18 protein-coding genes are annotated in these 26,298 nt (G+C 37.6%); 2 read left to right on the top strand and 16 right to left on the bottom strand.

Annotation, left to right across the window (positions count from 1 at the left end):
- Positions 1 to 2 precede the first annotated feature (2 nt).
- Both P0077_RS09525 and P0077_RS09520 read right to left on the bottom strand, forming a co-directional pair.
- Positions 3 to 1,379: a DUF5689 domain-containing protein gene (locus tag P0077_RS09525; protein ID WP_276168946.1), complete on the bottom strand. Its 1,377-nt coding sequence runs from the start codon at positions 1,377 to 1,379 to the stop codon at positions 3 to 5.
- A gap of 10 nt (positions 1,380 to 1,389) precedes the next feature.
- On the bottom strand, positions 1,390 to 4,119 hold the full coding sequence (locus tag P0077_RS09520) for a carboxypeptidase-like regulatory domain-containing protein (RefSeq protein WP_276168945.1): 2,730 nt from the start codon (positions 4,117 to 4,119) through the stop codon (positions 1,390 to 1,392).
- A 46-nt stretch (positions 4,120 to 4,165) separates the two neighbouring features.
- On the opposite strand from P0077_RS09520, the gene P0077_RS09515 reads away from it, so the two are divergent.
- Positions 4,166 to 5,287 (top strand): endonuclease/exonuclease/phosphatase family protein, encoded by a 1,122-nt coding sequence (locus P0077_RS09515; RefSeq protein ID WP_489980872.1) that lies wholly within the window; start codon positions 4,166 to 4,168, stop codon positions 5,285 to 5,287.
- A 61-nt stretch (positions 5,288 to 5,348) separates the two neighbouring features.
- Here P0077_RS09515 and P0077_RS09510 read toward each other — a convergent pair whose 3' ends face one another.
- The 10 genes from P0077_RS09510 to uvrC form a co-directional block, all read right to left on the bottom strand.
- Positions 5,349 to 5,942: a 3-keto-disaccharide hydrolase gene (locus P0077_RS09510; protein ID WP_276168944.1), complete on the bottom strand. Its 594-nt coding sequence runs from the start codon at positions 5,940 to 5,942 to the stop codon at positions 5,349 to 5,351.
- Positions 5,943 to 5,984: 42 nt separating this feature from the next.
- Positions 5,985 to 6,425: a hypothetical protein gene (locus tag P0077_RS09505; RefSeq protein WP_194525618.1), complete on the bottom strand. Its 441-nt coding sequence runs from the start codon at positions 6,423 to 6,425 to the stop codon at positions 5,985 to 5,987.
- A 93-nt stretch (positions 6,426 to 6,518) separates the two neighbouring features.
- Complete coding sequence (locus P0077_RS09500) at positions 6,519 to 9,134, bottom strand: TonB-dependent receptor (protein ID WP_276168943.1); 2,616 nt, start codon at positions 9,132 to 9,134, stop codon at positions 6,519 to 6,521.
- Between the two features lie 172 nt (positions 9,135 to 9,306).
- A complete protein-coding gene (pgi, locus tag P0077_RS09495; RefSeq protein WP_276168942.1) occupies positions 9,307 to 10,944 on the bottom strand; it encodes a glucose-6-phosphate isomerase in 1,638 nt (545 codons plus the stop codon).
- Between the two features lie 78 nt (positions 10,945 to 11,022).
- Positions 11,023 to 12,315, bottom strand: coding sequence for a M23 family metallopeptidase (locus tag P0077_RS09490; RefSeq protein ID WP_276168941.1), 1,293 nt, complete (start codon positions 12,313 to 12,315; stop codon positions 11,023 to 11,025).
- A 1-nt stretch (position 12,316) separates the two neighbouring features.
- Positions 12,317 to 13,288 (bottom strand): tryptophan 2,3-dioxygenase family protein, encoded by a 972-nt coding sequence (locus tag P0077_RS09485; RefSeq protein ID WP_276168940.1) that lies wholly within the window; start codon positions 13,286 to 13,288, stop codon positions 12,317 to 12,319.
- Between the two features lie 7 nt (positions 13,289 to 13,295).
- On the bottom strand, positions 13,296 to 14,075 hold the full coding sequence (locus P0077_RS09480) for a DUF3108 domain-containing protein (protein WP_276168939.1): 780 nt from the start codon (positions 14,073 to 14,075) through the stop codon (positions 13,296 to 13,298).
- A 503-nt stretch (positions 14,076 to 14,578) separates the two neighbouring features.
- Positions 14,579 to 15,721 (bottom strand): 4-hydroxyphenylpyruvate dioxygenase, encoded by a 1,143-nt coding sequence (hppD, locus tag P0077_RS09475; protein ID WP_276168938.1) that lies wholly within the window; start codon positions 15,719 to 15,721, stop codon positions 14,579 to 14,581.
- 188 nt (positions 15,722 to 15,909) lie between these two features.
- Positions 15,910 to 18,171 carry a patatin-like phospholipase family protein gene (locus P0077_RS09470; protein ID WP_276168937.1) on the bottom strand — a complete coding sequence of 754 codons (2,262 nt, stop codon included), beginning with the start codon at positions 18,169 to 18,171 and terminating at the stop codon, positions 15,910 to 15,912.
- A 21-nt stretch (positions 18,172 to 18,192) separates the two neighbouring features.
- Complete coding sequence (uvrC, locus tag P0077_RS09465) at positions 18,193 to 19,980, bottom strand: excinuclease ABC subunit UvrC (RefSeq protein ID WP_276168936.1); 1,788 nt, start codon at positions 19,978 to 19,980, stop codon at positions 18,193 to 18,195.
- Between the two features lie 428 nt (positions 19,981 to 20,408).
- Here uvrC and P0077_RS09460 point away from each other — a divergent pair, with 428 nt between their 5' ends.
- Positions 20,409 to 20,972: a 5-formyltetrahydrofolate cyclo-ligase gene (locus tag P0077_RS09460; protein WP_276168935.1), complete on the top strand. Its 564-nt coding sequence runs from the start codon at positions 20,409 to 20,411 to the stop codon at positions 20,970 to 20,972.
- Between the two features lie 6 nt (positions 20,973 to 20,978).
- On the opposite strand, the gene P0077_RS09455 is transcribed toward P0077_RS09460, so the two are convergent.
- The 4 genes from P0077_RS09455 to ileS form a co-directional block, all read right to left on the bottom strand.
- Positions 20,979 to 21,623 carry a lipoprotein signal peptidase gene (locus tag P0077_RS09455; RefSeq protein ID WP_276168934.1) on the bottom strand — a complete coding sequence of 215 codons (645 nt, stop codon included), beginning with the start codon at positions 21,621 to 21,623 and terminating at the stop codon, positions 20,979 to 20,981.
- Between the two features lie 37 nt (positions 21,624 to 21,660).
- Positions 21,661 to 22,275 carry a DUF4097 family beta strand repeat-containing protein gene (locus P0077_RS09450; RefSeq protein WP_276168933.1) on the bottom strand — a complete coding sequence of 205 codons (615 nt, stop codon included), beginning with the start codon at positions 22,273 to 22,275 and terminating at the stop codon, positions 21,661 to 21,663.
- Positions 22,276 to 22,346: 71 nt separating this feature from the next.
- Complete coding sequence (locus P0077_RS09445) at positions 22,347 to 22,730, bottom strand: TraR/DksA family transcriptional regulator (RefSeq protein WP_276168932.1); 384 nt, start codon at positions 22,728 to 22,730, stop codon at positions 22,347 to 22,349.
- Positions 22,731 to 22,734: 4 nt separating this feature from the next.
- Positions 22,735 to 26,133: an isoleucine--tRNA ligase gene (ileS, locus tag P0077_RS09440; RefSeq protein WP_276168931.1), complete on the bottom strand. Its 3,399-nt coding sequence runs from the start codon at positions 26,131 to 26,133 to the stop codon at positions 22,735 to 22,737.
- Positions 26,134 to 26,298 lie beyond the last annotated feature (165 nt).

The following is a 26,298-nucleotide window of genomic DNA, read 5'->3' as shown; positions in this document are numbered from 1 at the left end:
TTTTATTTCTTGGGAGAGAAGTCATCCGGTGCCATTTTAGGTTGATTTGTAGTTCCTGCCCCACCAGTATCATTAGATATATTCCACTCCTGCATATTATAAATTGCAGTACCCTTTACTATTTCTTGTTTCCGTACCGCTCTGCCATCCTCAAATTCATGGTTGGTTCCCGTTCCGTCTTCACCGACCACACCAAAAATATCTATAACAGTTCCAAAAGGGTCTACCAATTCTAGATTATCATCGCCGTTTGAGTCTGCTGGACTATTGGTTCCCACCCCCAGATCAGGAGCAAATCCATAAACGGTTTCAAACTCTTCTTTGTTTGCCGAAATCACCAAATAACTTTTGGCTTTAATTAATAATGTTGATAAATCTATTTCTGAACTGACCTCGGTATTTGCGTTGGTATACCGTTTTAATTTCCAACCCTTCAAGCTCAAATCTTCTTCCGATGCATTAAAGAGTTCTACAAATCTGGCCGAAGCATTATTATCAGGATCCGCCAGTTCCGAAATAAGGATATTCTCAGAGGTAAATTCATCTATCAATTCAACACAACGCTCTTGGCTGAAATTGATATCCGAAGTGCTTCGTATGCTTATTCTATACTCATCATTTTCTCGCAACAAAACACCAATTAAATCCCCTCTGCCTTCTGGAAGAATTTGGGCTTGGAAATCAGAATACCCACTATTTACAACAACAATCTCATTATCGTTACAATCAGTTAGAACACGCTCTGTTTCCACTCCTTCTTCTGCATATGTTTTTCCCAACTCCTCTTCTTTAAACTCTACATCCGTTAATTTCACTAGTGTATTTGTAAGCTCTTTATTAATATTGGCTATTGAAACTAGCGTAGGCTCCTCCATCATCTTTTCCTCATTACAGATCCTAAAAACATGTTCGTCAACTATTGCAGCAGGTACTCTGCCTACGGAAACATTTCCAAAAGAAGTAAACGTAGCCCCAAGTTTAAATACGTCTTTACTCTTTCCCAGATATAAGCCTTTTAATTTGATTCCGATTTTTGTTCCTGTCGGATAAAACAAATGTGAGTCCCTAACGTCTATTTCTATCTGGAATCCTTCGGTTGGGTTCATGGGACTATCTTGAAAATATAATACACTAAAAAAGTTCCCATCTACATCCGAAGAAACCACATACCCCTCAATAATCAAATCCTCTTGTATTTGGAAAGTATCGCCCTTATAAAGACTTTTCACTTCTAAAAAGGTAGCATTAGCCATCAGGTCCGATATACAATCATTTGATAACTGTTCGTAGTTACGGCTCTTTACACAACCACAAAAACATACGGTTATAAAAACCGACAAAACAAAAACCAGATTATTGAAGTTAAACCTTTTTCTCATCTATTCTATACTAAAAACTATATGCCAAGTTCAAAAAATAAGTGCGTCCATAACCATACCAATATTTAGGTGCAAAGGATGGCGTACCACTTAAATTATCCTGTTTGAACTGACCATAATTGCCATTCCTACTCTGCTCATAACCTCCCGTTCGATACACTGCATCAAAAAGATTATTGACACTTGCAAAAACACTAATATATTTTCCTTTTCTCAACCAAGATTTACCACCTACTAGGTTTAGTAAGTAAAAATTATCTAATGGCTCTTGGGCCAGCGCGTTACTAACGTTCTCTTCTGTGGCCTCCGGAAATGGTTGATTTGTCTCTGGGTCCAAATAAAAACTTCGGGTTCTAGTAAGAGTAGATATATTGGCATAATTATTTGACAAGTAATTTGTTGTAGCACCCACCCACCAATATTTTGGATCGCGATATTCAATACCTATTGCGTAGGCTTGCTGTGGACCTTGCGCCAATTTATAATTTTTAACCTTTGCGACACCCAGGTTTACCGCTCCTTCTAAATTGATAAGGTCTTCTTCCCTTCCTGCCGTATCAAAATTAATGGCAACATTAGGGTCGCTTGCATACACATACTTACCTACGGCAGCCACAGCGGTTAGTTTTACCGCTGACGACAATTGATACTCCAACCCCAGTTCCGTGCCCATATGAAGCTTATCTAGACCTGTAAGCACCTCCTGCACGAAGTCCGACCCAACACCCGCATCAACAAAAAAGAAATTAACGTCTGTTGTATTTTGAAAACGGGTATAAAAACCTGTCAGCCTCCCTGTCAATTTTGGAAGGCGTAAATAATAATTAAGGTCTAAAGTGGAATTTGTTTCGCTTTGGATATTAGGAACAATACTATTATTTTCCCTAGGGTTGATAAATACGTTTTGCAACACTGGAGGCCTATTCATATATGCCCCATGAGCAGATAACCAATGCCTTTCCGTTACCTTATAGGTAAAACCCGATTTCACTCCGTATGTACTAAAACTAATAGTCTCTCCCTTACCTAAAGAATTATTTGGGTAGCGATCATTGCCAAAAAGGCCTTCACGTTGATAACCGGTGGTCATATACTTACCCCCAATAAAAGCACTCCACTTTTCTTGATTGTACCTAAGTTGGGCAAACGTTTCAAACTGATCAGCATCCATTAGGTACTTATAATTAAAAATATCACCTTCAGTTTTCTCTACCTGACCGGTATTATCATTTAGGGTTTCTGAAAAAGGGTCAATATCCAAATGAAAATCAGCACCGAACAAATCATTGATTCTGGCATAATTTTCTGAATTCATGGTTTTATAGGTGAAACCAAAATCAACTAAGAGCCTATCGGTCAAAATTAGATTTCCTATTGTATTTACACTTATCTGAGTGTCATCTGCAACATCATCATACAGCACATAAGCAGCCTGCCCATTTGAGTTAGCGGTATAAATTTGGTTCCAATCCATTTGAGGACTGTTCAAGAAACCTTCTTTTGCCGTATTTGCACTGATAAAATTGGCACCCACGGGGCTGTTAATGTAAAAACTAGGCAGATAACGGTAATATGTTGGGTCAGGATTTGGAGCTTTATAGTACCCCAAGCGGCTTCTAGAATTTGTGCCAAATTGATAGGCCATTCCAGTATTTAAACTAAACTTTTCCGAGTTAAAATAATGATTGAGCATAAAAATGGGTTCCGCTATTTTTCGTTCCCGAGAATTCCTAATCTTATCATCTTGTTCTCCCCAATAGGGATTGTATTTCTTCCCTGCCAACTCAAAAACCTCTTCCGTTATTGCCGAAGAACGTCCTCGCCGGTTGGAAGCCCACAGAGCTGTAGCATTTAGACTATGTTGTTCATTAATCTGATACTCTATAGCACCAAACAACGAAAACGCATCGTATAAAGTTCCGTCTATATAACCTTGTTTTGCCCATCTTCTTGAACCGGATACACTATATACTAAGCCATTTTTTTGAACGCCTGAAGTATATGTGGCCATTAACCGCCCAGCATAGGTTCGGTTCGAAAAAGACGAAGAAAGGCGCGTACCCGGCCTCAAACCAGAAGGTCGGGTATCTATGTTGGTGTTCCCCAAAATACCACCAAACGTATAATCAGATGCCTCAAGTCCATTCGTAAATTGTTGATTTCTAGTTACGTCGTTCATGCCGCCCCAGTTGTTCCATTGCGGTCTGCCGTCATAAAACTTGTTCATTGAAATACCATTCAGCAATACAGTTCCATTTTGCGAGTCATAACCACGAACTCGGAAAAATGCCTGACCGAAATCAAAAGCCGCTCTGTTGAGAAACAAATCGCGTGTTGCCCTCAGCAATCCCGATGAATTAGAGCTTACCTCATCATCTAACAATTCTGAATCGCTTAGAGAAATAAGATTGTCCGACTGTTCAATTTGCAGGTCTTGATCTAGCAAAAGTGTTCCTAAATCAAGCCTCTCTTTCGTTACAGAAACAGGCAAACGTTTTACGATATAACCTGTAGCTTCTATGGATAAAATATACTCACCCGCATCTGGAACAGATAAAGCAAATCTTCCCTTATCATTGGAATTGGAAGAAATCATTAGCCCTTCCAAGCTAACTTTTGCATTTACAATAGACAGTTTTGACCGAAGCGAGAGAATCTCCCCTTCAATAGAATGACTCGTTTGAGCCCAAACAGTACACTGCCATATAAGAAAAAAGAGGGCTACAAAAGGAAAGCGCATTAACGGGGGTTTAATGGTCGGTAATCCTGGTCAAGATATCGAAAACATGAAGTATCTGACAAGAAAGACCTACAAAATCCATCGTTTTTTCGTTAATTGGTATTTACATCTATCTGATTATATGAATTTTAGACTTGTAGCAATTTTCATTTTACTCTCATTTGGGGTCAATTCCCAAGAAAATAAATCGTATCGAATTAGAACAATTGCATTCTATAACTTAGAAAACCTGTTCGACACGGAGAATGACACCCTAATATTTGATGATGACCGAACACCGGAAGGAAAAGATCAATGGACCGAGGAACGTTATAATAAAAAATTGGACAATCTTTCTTACGTACTATCAGAAATAGGTTCTGATAAAAGCAGAACCTCTCCTGACATTATTGGTATCTGTGAAGTCGAAAACCGTAAGGTTATTGATGACTTGATCAATCACCCAAACCTAATTACTAAAGATTATGGCATAGTCCATTATGACTCACCTGACGAACGTGGTATTGACGTGGCACTCTTGTACAAAAAATCTGTGTTTCTACCTACTTCTTCCGCAAGCCACAGATTACTTTTAATAAATGATGACGATGAAAGAAACTACACCAGAGACCAACTCATTGTAGGCGGATTGTTAGATGATGAGCAATTCTTCTTCATGGTAAATCACTGGCCCTCCCGTAGTGGTGGTGAGGCTAGAAGTAAGCCCAACCGAATGGCAGCGGCAAAGCTTAGTAAACGCATTATAGATTCGGTCCAACGCTTAGACACTGATGCCAAAATCATTAGTATGGGTGATTTTAATGACGACCCTAACAACGATAGCTTCAAAAAAATACTGAAGACCGTTGGAAAAGCTAAGCAATTAGATAGTATGAGTTTATACAACCCCATGGAAAGACTTTACAAAAAGGGTGTCGGCTCACTCGCCTACCGAGACAAATGGAACTTATTTGACCAAATCTTCTTCACCGAAAACATTCTAAACCCTAAAGTTGGCAATTATAAATTTTGGAAAGCCAATGTCTTTAACGCACCATATTTAATCTCGCAAAAAGGACAATACAAAGGATACCCACAAAGAACGTATGCCGGCGGAAGCTATACTGGCGGCTATTCAGACCACTTTCCCGTCTATATGTATCTCATAAAACCTGTGCATAAAAAATGAAAGCAGCCTGCTCGTAATAGATTCTGAACAGGCCGCTTCAAATATTTTAAGAACACAAAAATTACTTCAGTTCTTTAATTTTAATATTTTTCCATTGTACCTTGATTCCTCCACCGTCATGAATCTGTAGTATTACAGAGCCGTCACCTGCACCTACTTTTTCATCATTTAAGGAAACCATTTCAGTACCGTTTAACCATGAAGTAACATTGTCTCCATTTACACGTATTTTCATAGTATTCCATTCACCCATTTTAAGAGCTTTGTCTTTTTCAGGGGCAGGTTTCACCAACCAATGACGACCATAGGATTCATAAATACCACCCGTGAAATACCCCGGTGGCGCAACCTCTACTTGCCAACCACTAACTGTTGTACCCTCTACGGTAGAACGAATAAACACGCCACTATTACCGTCTGCCAATTGCTTAAAATCTAAGGACAGTTCAAAATTTTTGTAGTGTTTGTCCGTAGCTAAATATCCGTATTGTTCATCAGGACCACTCTCGCAAACTAGAAGCCCATCTTCTACGTACCACCTTTCAGTTCCGTAGACCGTCCAGCCGTCTAAATTTTTTCCATTAAAAAGTTCTTTCTCCTGAGCAAATGTAAGAGCTGTAAAGAGTGTAAATACTAATACTAAAATCTGTTTCATATAGTTGGTTTAGTTAATGTTCCTGGTTGAATGGCCATTGATTTAACCAAGCCATTGCCCCCAAGGAATGCGGCTAAGAATAAGTACTAATCCAAGACCGTAAAAAATTGCGATGCTTTTGAACTTCTTATCGCCTTCAACAAACTTTTTATGACGCGACCAACCCACCGTAATTAGAACGATAGCAATAATATTTATGAACGGATGTTCTACTGCCAGTAATCTTGATGCAGAATTAAGACCGCCCATCCCCAAGGCCTGAATAGCTTGAAGCCCACTTGGCGAAACAAAATATAGTATCAAGCCCACCAACAGCTGAATGTGAGACAAAATCAATGTAAAAAGACTTAGACGCAAATCCTTTTCCATAGTAAACATTTTATTGCCTACCCAGCCCATAATAGCATTAGCAACGGCAAAAAATAAAAGCGCAAGCACAACATAGGCCAAATAAGAGTGAACCACCTGAATAACTTCGTACATAATAGATATATTTTAAGGTTTAAATGTACTGATTTTTGGGCATAAAAAAACCCTGCCGATGGGCAGGGTTTTAGTATACAAGTTATTCTATTCTTAGAAATCATATCTAACAGACGCATTCCATGTGAATCCGTTTGTATTATAATAACCAAAATCATCTGTTTGCTGAAGCTCAATGTCATCTAACAAGTTAAACCCATTAGCTCTAAGAGTTAACTTATTCTCTCCAAACATGAATGCATATTCAATTCCAGCATCAAGTAACGAATAAGAAGGTAATATCCCATTGTCTTGAGTTTCTATATCAGATCCTGAGAAATCTATATCATTTTGGTAATGTCTTTCGTAAAAGTTCCAGTTGGCATCTATTCTCAAACCTTTAAAGATTTCTCCATCAAAAGTTAAACCTGCAGTAGTTTGAGGCGCAGTAGTGATATGTGTTCCGTCCACACTGTTCAAATCATTACCAGATGTTACACTTGAAAGCAATTCTCCGCTATCATCACTATAAGAATCGATTCTATCAATACTTCTATAATTCCAAGAACCAGCAGAAATATAACCACCTAAGTTATATTTGTTAGCTATCCTATATTTAAGATCTAATTCTACACCTTTATGTTCTTGGCGTACACCTCTTCTGAAGTTATTAACATCAACCTCATCTCCATCGATCATTTCAGTACCTGTAGTTAGAATAACTCTGTTATCCCAATTCGTGTAATAAAAGTCAAAGTTTGCTCTAAAGTTTCCTTTATTAAACCTAAATCCAGATTCAACACTTGTTATTTCCTCGTTATCTACATCTGGCACAACTAAATCATTAGAATACCGAATATTACTAAAAACATTATCCAAGAAAGGTTGACGAGAGTAATGACCTGAATTTACGAACAAAGTAAATTCTTCATTAACATCATAACTCATACCTCCTTTAAGGTTATATCCTATTTTATTCAATTTATCAGACTTTCCAGGACCAACCAATCTACCATCTCTAACATAAGATTGATTAGATACAGCTCCTTGCAAGAATGCAGAGAATTTATTCTTAGAGTATTCAACCTGGGAAAATATACCTTGATAATTGATTGTTTCAGAATAATCATAATCTATTCTCTGATCCTCATCCGCATAATCAAAAAGTGTAGACCAAGGATTATAATCGAAAGATTCAGTCACAACAAGATTATCTGGTCTATCATCTGCCCAGCCATCTAAACCATAAAAATCAGTTACTTGTCTAAAGTGGTCTCCTGTATAAAATCTAAAATCAGCACCAACATTAAAATCGAAATATTCATTCAATTCAGTTTCGTAGTTGGTTACTAAACCATACCATAAATGATTGTTCATTGAAGATCGGCGAATATAGTTACCTTCTTCTTCTCCATCATCAAGAATAAAATAATCTCCAGATTGCCCAATTCCATCAGGATCAGCTAAATTTTGCTGTTCAATACCGTAATAGTCCATTTGACCATCATCCGTTCTAACACGGCCATCACCACGATCTCCGGTTCCACCACCTCTACCAACAGAAGCATATACTACTGTAGACAATTGTGACTTATCATTAATTAACCAGTCCCAGTTTAAGTTTGCTACAGGCTTATGGTAAAAATTGGTTCTTTCAGATTCTATATCGTCTGTGTAATATCCTGTTGAAGAGTTCAAACCTGAAGTATATCCCCAATGTTGATTGAACTTTGGATCCTCCTCTATTGTAGTTAAACTTTGTGACCATCTTTGACCATGTTGCTGAGGAGCACCAGTAATCAAGAAATTAAATGAATGGTCTTCATTTGGCTTATAACCAACAGAGAAAAAATAAGTTTGTCCTGAGCCAAATGTTCCATCTGCCCACTTATTTTCTGCTTGCCAATGATCTAACAGCAAAGAAAAGGACCAACCCTTATCGTTAATTCCTGTATCATAAGAAACAGTTCCTTTTAAATAACCATCGTTTCCTGTTAAAAATCTAGCAAATCCACCTTGCTCTCTATCCGTAGATTTCATAACTAAGTTCATTGTACCACCAACAGAAGAGATAGCCAGCTTTGAAGAACCTAGACCACGCTGCACCTGAACACCATTTGCTATATCTGCAATACCCGCCCAGTTAGACCAATATACTCTTCCATCTTCCATACCATTTACAGGCTGACCGTTCAATAGTACTGCAACATTTGTTTGATCGAAACCTCTCATAAACAATTGTCCGTCACCAAATCCAGTTTGACCAGATACATAAACAGAAGGTGTGTTTTTCACTATTTCAGCAACGTCAACATTACCAACAGCTTTTCGCTGAATAACACCTTTAGTTACCGTACTAACTGCCACAGGAGTCTTTCTGTCTTCTGCTAAATCTATAACACCAGATCCAACAACAACAACTTCCCCTAATTGTTCTGCATCAGGCTCCAAAGTAATAGAACCTATACTACCAGTAGCAGTGAAAGCTACCGTCTTAGATGTGTACCCAATATAAGAAACTACTAGAGTTCCTGTACTTTCAGTAACATCAATTTGAAACTTACCATCAAAATCAGTGGAGGTACCATTTGTGGTTCCTTGAATAACAACACTTGCGCCCGGTAATGGCTCATTAAGCTCACCATCTATAACGGTTCCCGTTATAGTAGCTTGTGAAAATGCGATGGTCGTCATTAGAAATGCGACCCATGCGAAGTACATTTTTTTCATTTGTTCAGTTTTTACGTTTTCTCAATTTGCTGCAAAAGTGCTTCATTTTGGTCTTGCGAATGTTAAGGGAAGGTTAAATAACCCCTTTGCGAATATACAGAACAATGGCGCAACATCTTCTTAAAAATAAGATGTTGCGCCATTGTTCTAAAAAAAATACGGAAACGGTATTCTAACCCTTAAAATATTTTAGAAGTTGCAAAGTAGAACTATCATGATCAGCAATTTCCGAACCTTGAATGTCTTTCAAAATCGTACCCGCCAATTGTTTACCCAGTTCCACACCCCATTGATCATAACTAAATATGTTCCAAATAATGCCTTGTACAAATATTTTATGCTCATAAAGTGCAATTAGGCTTCCTAAACTTCTTGGCGATAATTTATCTATAAGGATGGTGTTGGTAGGTTTGTTTCCTTCAAATATCTTAAAAGATAATAGCCTATCTATTTCGCCTTCACTCATCCCCTTGCTCTCTAGCTCTTCACGAACTTGATCACCAGTCTTACCGTTCATTAAGGCTTCTGTTTGGGCAAAGAAATTGGCCATTAATTTATTGTGATGATCAACATCGCCATGTAAAGACTTCTTGAAACCAATAAAGTCTACTGGAATAATTTTTGTTCCCTGATGAATCAACTGAAAGAAAGCGTGTTGTGAATTCGTACCTGGCTCTCCCCAAATAATAGTACCGGTCTCATAGTTTACACGCTTGCCATTACGGCCTACGCTTTTACCGTTACTTTCCATTATACCTTGCTGAAGATATGCAGAAAATCTACTAAGATATTGTGTATATGGTATGATAGCCTCGGTTTCCGCCCCATAGAAATTATTGTACCAAACACTTATCAATGCTAAGGTTACAGGAAGGTTGTCTTTAAAATCAGCGGTTTTGAAATGCTCATCCATTTCATTTGCACCTGCCAATAACTCATCAAAATTTTCAAAACCTACAGCCAATGCAATTGAGAGACCAACGGCACTCCATAATGAAAAACGACCGCCAACCCAATCCCACATTGGAAATACGTTTTCAGCAGCGATACCAAATTCAGAGATAGCTTCCGTATTTGTAGATACAGCAGCAAAGTGTTTGGCTATATCTTCTTGCGTTCCGTGTTTTAGAAACCATTTTTTAATGGTAGTAGCATTACTAAGGGTTTCTTGAGTTGTAAATGTTTTGGAAACAACCACAAATAGCGTAGTCTCTGGATCAAGTTCCTTTAACACCTCATTTACAAGATCCCCATCTACATTACTTACAAAATGAAGCTTTAGGTGATTTTTGTAAAATTTAAGCGCTTCAGTTACCATGGCAGGCCCTAAATCCGACCCACCTATACCAATATTAACCACATCAGTGAAAGCTTTACCGGTATACCCGGTTGCACTTCCGGAGATAATAGTTTCTGTAAATTCCTTTATATGCTCTTTAACTTCATACACCTCATCCATTACATTCTCGCCATCTACTAAAATGGTATCGGACTGTTTAGCACGAAGTGCGGTATGAAGAACCGAACGGCCTTCGGTTTGGTTGATCTCATCTCCACCAAATTGTTTCTGAATAGCATCCGCCAAGTTTACCTCGTTGGCCAATTCTAAAAGCAATTGCAAAGTTTCGTCTGTAATTCTGTTTTTTGAGAAGTCTACTAAGAAATCGTTCCACTTTAAAGTGAATTTTTCCGCCCTGGATGCATCTGAAGCAAAAAGGTCTTTTAACTGTTCTTCTTTGGTGTTTTCAAAGTGCTGAGAAAGCTTCTTCCAAGCAGAAGTTTCAGTAGGATTAGTGCTATGTAATGACATTTTGGATTTTTTATAGTGTTAGCAATTGTCTATGGCGAAAATAAACCATATCACTCTAAACCAAAACCCTAGGAGCCGTTATTTTTCGGCAGATGCCAAATCTTCAACTAGAATATCCTCTTGTACCGGACTTTCTGGATATGTCATGCAATCTAACTGGTCTTTTATTGGATTGACATAGTTGAAGTACTCCGGTTGCAAAGACTGATCCAATGGCTCGGCCAAGGGCAGCTCCTCTCTTAAAGGATCTACTTGCCTTCCATTTTTCCAAAAGCGATAGCAAACGTGGGGACCACTAGTATTACCTGTCATTCCGATCCACCCAATTACATCTCCCTGTCTTACAAATTCTCCTCGCTTTACATTTTGCTTGCTCATGTGCAGGTATTGCGTAGAGTAAGTTCCGTTATGTCTGATCTTTACATATTTTCCGTTACCTCCTCTTCTTGTAGATTCCGTTACCGTACCATCTGCAGTGGCCAAAATAGGTGTTCCTTTTGGCGCGGCATAATCCGTACCTCTGTGAGGTCTAATTTTATTTCCGTAATAACGGATTCTTCGTTTTAGATTATAACGTGAAGAAATTCTACTGAACTGAACCGGAGCTCTTAAAAAGGTACGTCTAAGGTTGTTCGCCTCCTCATCAAAATAATCAACAATATTTTTTAAGGAATCATTTTCGTAAGCAAAAGCGTAAATTGGTCTGCCGTTGTGCTCAAAATATGCAGCTTCAATAGGGCCGGCACCGGCATAAATAGAATCATTGATAAATTTTTCTTTATAAATTACCTTGAATTTATCTCCTTTTTGAAGACGGAAGAAATCAATGGTCCAAGCATAAACTTCAGATAAGCTATTGGTAACTGTATAATCTATGCCCTGTTCCAAGATAGCCTGAGACAATGAACTTTCAATAACCCCTGAAGCTTCACGCTCCACATAGGTCACTTCTTTTTTATTTTTATATGCTTTTACGGTATCTCTTAAATCAACGACCGTATAATTAATTGGGTCATTTTCATAAATAAAAACTTGGGCCGCTTCCGTGGTGTCTTTAGATTTTAGAATGAGGTATGGTTTACCCACACGAATCTTGCGAACATCAAAAGTATCTTTAAACTCTTGGGTAATTTTAGCAATTTTAGGATAGTCTACCTTATGCTGAAGCATTAATTCACCAAAGCTATCACCTCTCTTTACCGTATCTAACTGCACGGTAAAATCATTTAAGTTAAACCCAAATTGCTTCATGACGGGCTTTTCAATTGGAACAATTGACGCCATTTGCACCGGTTCTTTCTGAACAGGTTTATCATCTTTACAAGAAATGGTTACTAAAATAACTAAAAGAAGGCCCCAATATTTATTCATGCTAATCTGTATGTTTCTTATCCGGGTTAAAGATATGGTCTACCCATTCTTTACCCCAATTATTTAACTCTTGTTTTGTGTAGATTTCCGGGAAGAACACGATTTTCTGAAAACTGGGCGGTAAATACTCCTTCCAATTTGTTCCTCCTGTAGCATCTATCTGTTCCTTATCCTTTCCTAAATAACGATGAGCAGACCCCATATGCATTAAAGGCCAATTTACGTTGGCATTCATATCCAATGTCTTTAACGCTTCTATTAGCTCTTTATTATCTTTCTTATCAGCAGGTAATTGCAGGTATTTCCGATAAATGGTATTCTGCTCCACCTGTTTTGCAATTCTGATCAAGCGAGGTGTATACCTATACTCAAACTGCTTGAGCGTCAATGTCTTTTCTCCCGTAGCTAAGTCAGTGGCTCCTTTTTTCCAATATATTGCCTCATAAAGCTCTTCTATACTATTCTGCGAGGAAAAGGAATCTCTTTCTGTATGGTGTACTAAATTTTCCAAAGGTGTGGCATAAATCTCTATCATACGGTACTGTGCCGACTGAAAACCACTGGCCGGAAGCAATGCCATACGGTATTGAAGAAACTGTTCTCTCTCCATACCTTTTATCATAATACTAAAAGAAGATATCAAAGCCTTAAAATAACTATTGATACGTCTTGCCTTTTCTATAAAGAAATCTATATTTTGAGATTTATCATCCACCAACTGCTTTTGCTCATGAAGAATAAGCTTAAAATACAACTCTGTAATCTGATGGTACATGATAAAAATTTCCTCATCCGGAAAATAGGTGCGGGGCACCTGAAGACTTAATAGGGTGTCTAAATGAATATAATCCCAATAGGTGAGGTAACGTTGATAAAGAAGCCCATCTAAATAAGAACTTAAATCCTGACCGGAATCTTTGTACTTCTCTTCTAGTTTTGAAATTTGTGAATCTATTCGCTCTTTATCTCTCATTAGGGTTTTAATCCATTATTATCTTGAACTGATGCTTTAGTCCGTTATATCCGTCAAGGTCCGCCTTTATCGATCCGACCGCCAAATCTGCCTGAATGCGAATAGGTATTCTATTATTGTCAGTAGAAACCCAAAGCGAAAGACTTTCTTTTTCCTTAAAAACTCGACCGGACTGTACCAAAGGCCTAAATTTATAACATTCTACCTTACCGAACTTAGTTTTAAGCACTTCTGTACCTAAATATTTTAGCTTAAAGTTGAAAATACCGTCGTCATCGAACAACATTTTCAATTTCACGGCCTCACCCTTTACCAAATCCTTAGGATCATAGTTGTTTCTAAGGTAATAGAATGCGGATAACAAATCTTGAATACTATCCTGTAGTTCAAAATTATACTTTTTATTATGCTTTTTATCATTCAGAACGGCTTTATCTTCCTCATGATCAAAATTGATTTCTACATCCTTGGTATACCCACCCTCGTTTATTTTCCTAATAAATCTATATGGCTTACCGTCTTCTTTACCAAAGTAACTTTCATATGTATCGTCTACTTTAAAAAACACACTTGCAAACCCGGTAGTCTCTCCCCTACCTACAACATGATACACAGGTACATCATCAATTATATCAGATTTAACATGTAGCGTTGCATAACTAGCGTTTAGAAAACCGTAATGCATTCTAAATTTAAGCCACTCACCGGCATCAAAGGCCGACTTACTATTCTGAGAGTAAGAAGAAAAAAATGTGAAAAGGAAAAGTAATGCAAAGGCTTTTTTCATAGCTGTAGTATTACGATAAAAATACAAAACGCATTCATATCATATTAAGGGCTTACAATTACTTAAACAAAATTTATTCCAAAGTATTGTATGCATTACACAGCTCTGTTTTTTTAATGATTTTCATAGGATTTCATCTACATTAAAAATCCTAAACTGGTGTTGAACCGAACAGGTCCAACTACGGATTAAAAAAAAAGCCCCAACATTTCATGTCAGGGCTTTTCCTAAATAACCAACCAAACTTTAAATTATGAAAAACCAATACTTAAAGTTGTAAGGGAACCACCCCTTACGCCTACAAATTTAAGGCAAACCTTTAAACCAAAAACCGTTTTAACTTACTTTAACTATTACATTAACAGTTATTTTTGCTTACAGCTCTAAATTTGGCAATTCATTAAGATATGACCTCTAATTTAGGCCCAAAACACACCATTTTTACCTGCAAAATCACCTGTTCTACCATTAAAAACCGAACTAAAGAATCCGCAAGACAAAATTTACAGTGTACCCCTAGACTCTTGTTCTCTTTCTATAGCCTCAAAAAGTGCTTTAAAATTTCCTTTACCGAATGATTTAGCTCCTTTTCTTTGAATAATCTCAATAAACATTGTGGGTCTATCCAAGATTGGCTTGGTAAATATTTGTAATAGATACCCTTCTTCGTCTCTATCAATAAGAATTCCCAATTCACTTAGAGGTGCTAAATCTTCATCTATTTCTCCTACACGATCCAGCACATCTTCATAATAACTAGAGGGTACCTTTAAAAATTCCACACCCCTATCTCTTAAGGCCGTAACCGTTTCAACAATATTATCCGTAGCCAATGCCATATGTTGCACACCTGCCCCATTGTAAAAATCTATATATTCTTCTATCTGTGATTTTTTTCTACCATCGGCAGGTTCATTAATCGGAAACTTAATTCTTCCGTTACCGTTACTCATCACCTTACTCATGAGCGCCGTATATTCCGTAGAGATATCCTTATCATCAAAAGATACCAACTGAGCAAACCCCATGACCTTGGCATAAAACTCACACCATTTGTTCATTTCGTTCCAACCCACATTTCCCACCATGTGGTCTACATATTTAAGTCCCACATCCGTTGGTTTAAAGTATGGATTCCACGGCTGATAACCGGGCATAAAAACACCCTGATAATCCTTTCGTTCCACGAAAATGTGTACCGTTTCACCATAGGTATGTATTCCGGACAAAACTACTTTCCCATCTTCATCTGAAATGGTTTTAGGCTCTAAATAACTTTCCGCACTTCTTTTTGTTGTTTCAAGATAACTTTTGGAAGCATCATCTACCCAAAGTGCAATAGCTTTGACACCATCTCCATGAGCATCTATATGTTTATTAATATCTCCTCCAGATTTTAACGGGGAGGTAAGCACCAGCCTAATCTTATCTTGCTGTAATACGTAGGACACGCGGTCTTTTAGTCCGGTTTCAAGCCCTGCATAGGCCAATGGCTGAAAACCCCAAGCTGCCATATAATAATGGGCAGCTTGCTTGGCATTGCCTACATAAAGTTCTATATAATCCGTACCCAATAATGGAAGAAAATCTTCTGCTTCCGGATTTTCCTTGGGCAAATTCAACGAGGTAGTGTCTAAAGTTGACATGATATATGTTTTTAGTGAATTGAAAATTTAAAAAGTCGAAAAAATAATAACGCCGTTCACGCTTTAGCATGAACTATGGAAAATTGGCTATTTACCACATGGCTCTAAGGTGAGCAGTAATATCAACTCTTAATTGTAGCATACATCACAAATATCGGAAAAAAAACAGCATCCTTAACCTAAGGACGTTAAAACCAATACCCTAGACTAAAAAAGAAATTATTGGTCTTGCCTTCCGGAGACCATGAATAGTGCATTTGCATTGGTCCTACGAAAGATTCCCATCCGTAGCCAACACCATAACCAGAGTAAGTTGGCAACTCAAACCAATCTCCCGTTCTAAAAATATCATCTGCAACGTTGGCATAATTTGCCGTGAACATTAAATGGTTTTTTGGTGCAAATTCATAATCTAGTCTTCCATATGCCTTTACAAAAGCGTTACCCGGAAGTGCTAAAAAATCATACCCAAAAAACGGTGTAAAATTGCTCAAAAGATGCGTGCCATAACCCCCAAGAATAAAATCAAAAGAAGACACATTGGAAGTACCCAATTTAAATCCGCCCTGAGTCTCAACATTCAATGAAAAGTTCTTTAAAAAAGGTATAGCGAGTCCTGCTTTTGCCTTTGCAATTGAAAACTCTTTAAAGTTATTATTAAAGTCCGATGAGAAAACGTAGAAATGAAAATCACCATCAAAATACAACCCTTTTGACGGAAAATATTTGTCATCATATGTATCAAAAGTAAGCTGGCCGAAAGCACTGTAAAAACTACTTTTTTCAAGAAATGTTCTCGTATTGGTATTTCCGGAAACCTGCCCTGTATTTGCTACCTGCGCTAAAGTTTTGGTACTATATTTTAAATATTTATGCTCTACGCCCATTCTGAAAGCAAACTCCTCCCGCAATACCGTTTGAACATACACCTGATTGGTAAAATCTGTTATATCCATATTAATGGAATTCAAGTTTGCCCCGGCCTGTACACCAAAATTACTTCTCACCAGATCAAAATCGACATCCTTTTCAAACTCATTAAAGCTTGAGTTGAATCCAAAACTCCAATAAAACCCTTTATCTACATAATACTGTAGTTTGTATCTAACGTTATCCCCAATAATAAAGTCAAAAGAAGAAACATCATCCCTAGTGATCAAACTTTTTCGCGTATAGTTTAGAATAGCCGCAGTTTTATAAAGGTTATCATAATGTGCCCCAATGCGAATAAAAGATTTACTCTTATTTTCTTTCAGGTCCAAAATCATCTCTTGCTCATCATTGTCTTCGTCATCCTGTATTTTGTAATGAATGGTATGGAAATTTCCCGTGGCCGCTAAATTACTGATGCCTTGCTGTACCCGCGAAAAGGTGGTTGGCTTATCCGTATCAAATCTTAATTTTCCTTTTACATAACCCCTAGAATAATTCTCACTTTCCAATATCACCAAATGACTAATACTTAACGTATCGGAAGAAATAATTCTTTGCTTAGCTTTCCTTTTTCCGCTTTGCCTAGAAGCAATAGCTCTTAAAGTATCTATTTTTTTGCGGGCCGCCTCTTCTCCACTTTTAATAATTACATCACCAAGATTAAAATCTATAATAGAGTAATCTTCCATATAAGGTTTTATATAGATATCCGTCTTTTTAGATTTTTCGGCCATATCCAGAACGGTCCTATAATTGTTGATTTGCAATAAAATCTCGGTAGCGGTCAATAACGACTCCCTGTTTCTAAGGCCGTGCTGTACATCTACCCCAATTATTATATCCGCACCCATTTTTCTGACCTCATCAATAGGGTAGTTATTCACTACTCCGCCATCTATCAATACCTTACCATTAATTCGGGCCGGTTCAAAAAGTGAGGGCAACGTACCACTGGCCATAACAGCTTCTGGCAAATAACCTTCCCTTAAAATAACTTCTTCACCTGTCTCCACATCTGTGGCCACACAAACAAACGGAATTGGCAATTCATTAAAATCATTTACATTCCGCACGGGATACAAGAACTTCACAAGCTCATTATAAACATTTTGGCCACCAGAATACGCAGGCGGAACGGATACTTTAAAATTGTCAAAAGGAAGGGTAACGGCATACTTTTCCGAGTTCTCTTTCTCATAGAAGGTTTTAGCGTTTCTAGGCAGATTATCCTGTATAAGGTTGGTGAAATCCGTTGCTCTAAAAATAGAATCTAACTGGTCTCCCCTATAACCCGCCGCATATAAAGAGCCCACAATGGCCCCCATACTGGTACCTCCTATATAATCTACTTGAATACCGGCCTCTTCCAAAACTTTTATGGCACCAATATGCGCCATTCCTTTTGCACCGCCACCACTTAACACCAAACCCACTTTCAGGTCTTTCTTTTCCGGGTCTTGTGCCATGGCAAAACAGGTAAATAAAAATAAACCAATACCTAATATGACTCTCTGCATAGTATAGTCTTAGTCGTAACTTTAATGAAATGCTTCATAAATTTTTTTCGCCCTAGACACACCAACGGTTTCGGTGAGGTTTTCTATGGATGCTTCTTTTATTCGCTTTACGGATTTGAACCGCTTTAAAAGTTCTTCTGCCGTCTTTTCGCCAATGCCTTCAATGCTCTCTAACTTAGAATTTATAGCGGACTTACTTCTCTTATTCCTATGAAAAGTAATACCAAAGCGGTGTGCTTCGTTTCGTAATTGCTGAATAATCTTTAAACTCTCAGACTTTTTATCGAGATACAGGGGAATATTATCTTCTGGAAAATAGATTTCCTCCAAACGTTTTGCTATTCCTATAATAGCTATTTTTCCACGTAATCCAAGGATATCCAAACTTTTTAAAGCGGATGACAATTGCCCTTTTCCCCCGTCAATAACAATTAACTGCGGCAATGGCTCATCTTCCGCCAGCAAACGCTTATAACGCCTAAAAACAACCTCCTCCATAGATGCAAAATCATCCGGACCTTCTACCGTTTTAATATTGTAATGACGGTATTCTTTTTTAGAAGGTTTGCCATTTTTAAAAACTACACATGCCGCCACCGGATTACTACCTTGAATGTTACTGTTATCAAAACATTCTATGTGTCTAGGCTCCTCAGAAAGACGTAAATCTTTTTTCATCTGCGCCATGAGCCGGTTGGTATGCCTATCCGGATCAATGATCTTAATTTGCTTAAAACGTTCTTGCCTATAAAATTTAGCATTCCGTTCGGACAATTCCAGAATTTTCTTTTTATCACCCAATTTAGGTACGGTAACCTTTAAATGCGATTCTACCGGAACCTCAAAAGGAAGGTAGAGTTCCCTGGAAAGAGAATTAAACCTCTGCCTTATTTCTATAATGGCCAATGCCAGAAGATCCGCATCCGTTTCATCTAGTTTCTTTTTTATTTCCATGGTATGGGAACGTACAATGGAGCCATGGGATAACTGTAAGAAATTTATATACGCATGACTTTCATCTGAAATAATAGAAAAAACATCTACATTATTAATTTTAGGGTTAACAATTGTGGACTTGACTTGATAATTTTCAAGCACTTCTATCTTCTCCTTAACCTGTTGTGCTTCCTCAAACTTCATTTCAGAAGCCAAGATTTTCATTTGTGAACGAAAATAATTCAGCGACGATTTAAAATCGCCCTTAATTATCTTTCTAATATCTTCAACTTGACTATGGTAGTCTTCTGCACTCTGATAACCTTCACAAGGGCCTTTACAATTACCTAAATGGTATTCTAGACAGACTTTATATTTACCTGCCTCTATTTTTTCCTGTGACAGATCGTAATTACACGTACGCAAAGAATACACGCCCTTAATTAAATCCAGCAGTGTCCGGACCGTTTTCATACTTGTATACGGTCCATAATACTCACTACCATCTTTTATTAGTTTGCGAGTAGGGAAAATTCTTGGAAAACGCTCGTTCTTAATACAGATCCAAGGGTATGATTTATCATCTTTCAGCAAGACATTATATCTAGGCCGGTATTTTTTTATAAGGTTGTTTTCCAGAAGTAGCGCATCAGATTCCGTCGGAACCACAATATGCTTTATACTTTTTATTTTTTTCACAAGAACACGCGTCTTTCCGTATTCATGGTTTTTTGTAAAATATGAAGATACCCGCTTCTTTAAATTTATGGCTTTTCCTACGTAAAGTATTTTATCATCTATATCGTAAAATTGATACACCCCAGGGCTCTGGGGCAATGTACTTAATTGTACTTCTATAGGAACTTGGGGCATTACAAAAACGGTTTAACAGATTAACGGGTAGGTATATCTACTTCTACCATGTTAAATTACTACGTTTTATCAAAAGGGCTAAGTGTTTTGCTCTTTTTTAACGAAACGTGATTTTCATGAAAACTTAATATGAATAAAAAGTTAAGCTTCAATGTGTTATCCGCGTGCAATTTTGCACGTTTCTTAGTGCAAAATTGTTAAAAAACTCTAAAAAATGCAGTTCATCGATAAAAAGTTGCAGTTAAAAGTATTTTCATTGATATTTTTTATTTAAATTTAAGAATCAAAATCAATTACCACATGGATAAATACATCATAACCCTCGGCCTGTATCTTATTTTAATGATATCTTTTAAGATATATTACTCAGTGTCAGTAAAAGAATAGGCATACCCAAAGATTCCCCAATTGTACTGAGGTCATAATCAATGCTCAAAAAAGATTTAAGATTTCTATACAAAAAAAGAAGAGATTCAATAGATAACGAATCACTGACAGATTCTAGCTTGAGTATTGCTAATGAAATACTCAAACTGCCCATATGGTCATATAACTATTACCATATTTTCTTACCGATTTCTGAAAATAAAGAGATTGACACTACCTTTATTCTATCCATACTTCAAGGAAAGGATAAAAATGTAGTTTTACCGAAAGTAGTGAACAAAACCACATTAGAGCATTATTTGCTAACGGATTCTACGCGTCTTATAAATAACGCATGGAACATTCCCGAACCTGTTGACGGAATAGAAATACCCACCACCAAAATAGAGGTTGTTTTCATTCCCCTACTTGCCTTTGACACTAAAGGAAACCGCGTTGGTTACGGAAAGGGATTTTATGACACCTTTTTAGCCGAGTGCCGAAAAGATGTAATTAAAGTTGGGCTGTCCTTGTTTGAGCCAGAAGAGGAATTCATTACGGACGTAAACAGATACGATATTACTTTGAACTACTGCGTTACACCCTCCAAGACCTATTCTTTTTAAATATGATTAAGCTACTTCCTCTGCAGGTATTTCGTCATCAGCCTTACCGAAAGCTTTTTTATTGAAAACCAGAAGAATACCTACACCGGTACTAATAGCCATATCCGCAATATTGAAAACAGGTTCAAAAAAACGAAAGGTAGAGCCTCCAAAATAAGGCATCCAGTCTGGCCATATAGTATCTACCATAGGAAAATAAAGCATATCTACCACTTTTCCGTAAAACAGGCTACCATAAGGCTCATCTGAAAAGGCGGTTGCCAATTGTTGGTAACTATCACTGAATATCACCCCATAGAAGACGGAATCTATAATATTACCTAGAGCTCCCGCAAAGATTAAGCAAACCGCTAAAATTAGGGTCTGCGAAGACTCCTTACGTATAGTATCATACAACCAATACCCTATTCCCGCTACTGCAAACAGACGGAAAATGGTCAAAACCAATTTACCCGTAGGCTCGGAAATAGGTAAGAAATCACTCAATTTAGCACCCCAAGCCGCTCCAGAATTCTCAATGAACAGAATCTTAAACCAACTAAAAACTTCAACGGAATCACCCAATACAAAATGGGTCTTTATATAAACTTTGCTCAGTTGATCAATCAACAATATTGCTATTATAATGAGCAATGATTTCTTTAAATTCATAGTATATATACAACTTGAATACGCAAAAATAAGTATATTATTCGGTTTTCTTTATTCCTATATTTCCCGTTACCGATGTCAACGTGTATACGGCACCCCCGTTAGGAATATCTTCTTCATCTATCTTCCCGTATTTACTATCAGCCTTTATATCAGCTTTTAAAGCTTCAACCAATATATGACCACTTTGAGTGTGTACATTTACATCTTCGGAGACATTAAAAAGTTCACAATTCCCATCGTTCAATGTAACATTCAACTTCCTGTAATCTCCGGTAGCGAATACATTGCAACTGGTTCCAAAAACGGTAACGTATTTATACCGGGGAAGCACTACTTTTAAAGAAATTGAGACAACCTTGTGTGCACTAAGTTTATCATTAGGGTTTTTAAAATTAGGCTGAAAACCACTACTTATCAGTATAGAACCTTCATTTTCTTTTACGGTTAGCAAAAGGTCTTTTGTATACTCACCGTCAATAATTGCCTCTACTGACATCTCATGGCTTTCCGAGGTTTCCAACTCCAATTCATAACAATGGGCTACGTCAATATTAATTGCAGTGACGGCATCATTTATCAATGATTTTTTCACCACCTTTTGTGCTGTCAAAAGATTAACGAATAAAAAGAAAACTAAAAAGCACTTCATTTTTTTAGGGCGTAAAAAAAGCCTACAAGAAATTGGTTCTTGTAGGCTTTTAAAATTTTATAATGCAATAATTACTTTTGCATATTCTTAGCCTCAATACTTAAAGTAGCATGAGGAACAAGTTTAAGACGCTCTTTAGCGATCAACTTACCTGTTACACGGCAAATACCATAGGTCTTGTTCTCAATACGCAGAATAGCGTTTTTTAAATCCCTAATGAATTTCTCTTGACGAATAGCCAACTGTGTATTCGCTTCTTTGCTCATAGTCTCCGAACCTTCTTCAAAAGCTTTGAAAGTAGGTGAAGTATCATCGGTACCATTATTACCGTCGTTCATATACGAACTCTTCAACAACTCTAAATGACTTTTTGCTTTCTCGATTTTATCTTCGATCAACTCTCTAAATTCGGCAAGATCCTTATCCGAATATCTAACTTTTAAATCTTCTGCCATTGTATTAATGTTTTTCAATAAATAATTTAGTGTTCACTTCGTCAAAAGAAACCTCGGCTCCTTCCTCCAGTTTTTCCTCTAAAATTAGGTCTGCTGTCAAGGTTTCGGTCTTAATATACTCTAAATTATTAGATACCGCTTTTTCAACAAAACCATCTTTTAGAATCTTAATATCAATTCTATCTGTCACCTCAAACCCAGAATCTTTTCTTATGTTCTGAATTCTGTTCACAAGCTCTCTAGCAATACCCTCTTCTCTTAAATCTTCATTGATAGTTACGTCTAAGGCTACCGTAATAGATCCTGAACTTGCAACCAACCAACCTTCAATATCTTGAGAGGCTATCTCTACATCTTGCAGCTGTAATGTAATAATTTTATCGTCAATATCAAGCGAAATTTCGCCATCCTGCTCAATTTTTTGGATATCCTCTTGCCCCAACTGAGCTACAGCTTGAGCAATTTTTTTCATATCTTTCCCGTATTTAGGACCTAAAGTCTTAAAATTAGGCTTGATCTGCTTCACCAAAATACCTGAAGCATCATCCAACAATTCAACTTCTTTAACATTCACCTCGGACATAATCAAATCTGCAACAGCTTCTATCTCATGCTTCTGATTTTCATCTAAAACAGGTATCATTACTTTCTGTAATGGCTGACGCACTTTTATCTTTTCTTTCTGACGGATAGATAGCACTAAAGACGAAATAGTCTGAGCTTTCTCCATCTTACTTTCCAAATCCTTATCTACGATGGCTTCATCATATTTTGGAAATTCGGCCAAATGTACAGATTCAAAAGCCTCCGTATGTGTGGTATTCGTTAAATCTTTATAAAGTCTATCCATAAAGAAGGGAGCCACAGGAGCCGATAGTTTAGCAACGGTTTCAAGACAGGTATACAGCGTTTGATAAGCCGATATTTTATCCTTCTCATAACTACCTTTCCAGAAACGCCTTCTGCATAAACGTACATACCAGTTACTCAAATTCTCTTGTACATAGTCCGAAATAGCACGGGTTGCTTTGGTAGGCTCATAATCGGCATACGCTTCATCAACAGTCTTGATCAAAGAATGAAGTTCTGATAATATCCACCTATCAATTTCCGGTCTTTCGCTCAATGGAATATCTTCCTCTGAATAATCAAAAGAATCTATATTGGCATATAAGCCGAAGAAAGAATAGGTGTTATAAAGTGTCCCGAAAAATTTTCGTTTTACCTCAACTATACCTTCCGTATCAAATTTTAAGTTATCCCAAGGATTGGCATTAGAGATCATGTACCAACGCGTAGCATCTGCTCCGTGTTCGTTCATCGTATCAAAAGGATCCACGGCATTGCCCAAACGTTTGGACATTTTCTTGCCCTCCTTGTCCAAAACAAGTCCGTTGGAAACAACATTTTTATACGCCACAGAATCGAACACCATAGTTCCTATGGCATGTAATGTATAGAACCAACCTCTAGTTTGATCTACGCCTTCTGCGATAAAATCAGCCGGGTAAGTCTTACCCTCATCAATCAGATCTTTATTTTCAAAAGGATAGTGCCATTGTGCATAGGGCATTGAGCCACTATCAAACCATACATCTATCAAATCACTTTCGCGTTTCATAGGTTTGCCCGATGCGGAAACTAGGACAATATCATCAACAATGTTCTTATGAAGGTCTATTTTATCATAGTTTTCATCGGATAAATCACCCACCACAAAATCATCAAAAATATCTTTTTCTAACACTCCGGATGCAACCGCCTTTGCCATTTCGGCTTTTAGTTCGGCCACCGAACCAATAATGATTTCTTCTTTACCATCTTCAGTTCTCCAAATAGGAAGTGGAATACCCCAATATCTAGATCTAGAAAGGTTCCAGTCATTGGCATTTGCCAGCCAGTTACCAAAACGGCCTTCACCTGTAGATTTTGGTTTCCAATTAATCGTTTGGTTCAAAGCGAACATACGATCTTTAACATCGCTGATTTTAATGAACCAGGAATCCAATGGGTAATATAAAATAGGCTTGTCCGTACGCCAGCAGTTAGGGTAACTGTGTACATACTTCTCCACTTTAAAGGCCTTATTCTCTTCTTTTAATTTAATAGCAAGCTCAACGTCTATTGACCTTTCTGGCTCATCGCCTAAATCATAATATTCGTTCTTCACATATTTGCCGCCAAACTCTTTCATCTCCGGACGGAAACGACCCTGTAAATCCACTAATGGAACAGGATTGTTATTTTCGTCTAGCACCAATAATGGTGGCACCTCTGGTGACGCTTGTTTAGCTACCAAGGCATCATCCGCACCAAAAGTTGGCGCAGTATGAACAATACCCGTACCGTCGTCTACAGTTACAAAATCTCCGGAAATTACACGAAACGCATTTTCAGGATTTTGGTACGGCAAAGCGTAATCCAACAACTGCTCATATTTAATTCCCACCAAGTCTTTACCTGTAAATTCCTTTACAACGTAAAAAGGGATTTTCTTATCACCTGACTTATAGTCCAATAATTCGGGTTTAGACTCTACTTGTTGAAACTTTCCGGAGAATTGCTTCCCTACCAAGTTTTTGGCAAGCACCACGTTCATAGGTTCAAAAGTATACTGGTTGTACGTTTCTACCAGAACGTACTCTATTTTAGGGCCCACCGTTAGTGCCGTATTGGAAGGAAGTGTCCACGGTGTGGTCGTCCATGCCAAGAAATATACATCACCTTCATTCTGCAAAAAATCTGGCAATGACGCTTCTACAGCCTTAAATTGGGCTACAACGGTAGTATCCGTAACATCTTGGTACGTTCCTGGTTGGTTTAATTCATGAGAACTTAAACCTGTACCTGCTTTTGGCGAATACGGCTGAATAGTATACCCCTTATAAACAAGACCTTTATCATAAATCTGCTTCAATAACCACCAAACAGATTCCATATATTTGGGCTTGTAGGTAATATACGGGTCATCCATATCTACCCAATACCCTACTTGTTCGGTCATACGGTTCCAAACATCAGTGTACCGCATAACCGCCTTTTTACAAGCTGCATTATATTCCTCTACAGAGATTTTCTTACCTATATCTTCCTTAGTAATACCTAATTCTTTCTCAACACCCAGTTCAATTGGTAATCCGTGTGTATCCCATCCGGCCTTACGTTTTACTTGAAAGCCCTTCATGGTCTTGTACCTAGGAAAAATATCCTTGATCGTACGTGCCATTACGTGGTGAATACCAGGCATACCATTTGCCGATGGCGGACCTTCATAAAAAACATAACTAGGTTTACCCTCTCTAGAGGAAACACTTTTCTCAAATATTTGGTTTTGCTTCCAGTAATCAAGTATATCCTCGGCTACTTTGGGCAAGTCCAATCCTTTATATTCCGCAAACTTCATAATAAGTGGCTCTACTGCATTAATTTAAGGCTGCAAAATTAAGGATTTTTAGTCGAATTAAGTCGATTTGAGAGAATTGAAATACGGAGGAAAAAACAAGGTTGTAAGAAAATGTTAAAAAATAGCGTCTAAATTTCAGTTTCATACGTATATGAGAGAAACAAT

The sequence above is a fragment of the Zobellia alginiliquefaciens genome, from assembly GCF_029323795.1.
Classification (GTDB): Bacteria; Bacteroidota; Bacteroidia; order Flavobacteriales; family Flavobacteriaceae; genus Zobellia; species Zobellia alginiliquefaciens.
Note: the sequence above shows the minus strand (reverse complement) of the source record. Positions and strands in the feature narration are given on the sequence as shown.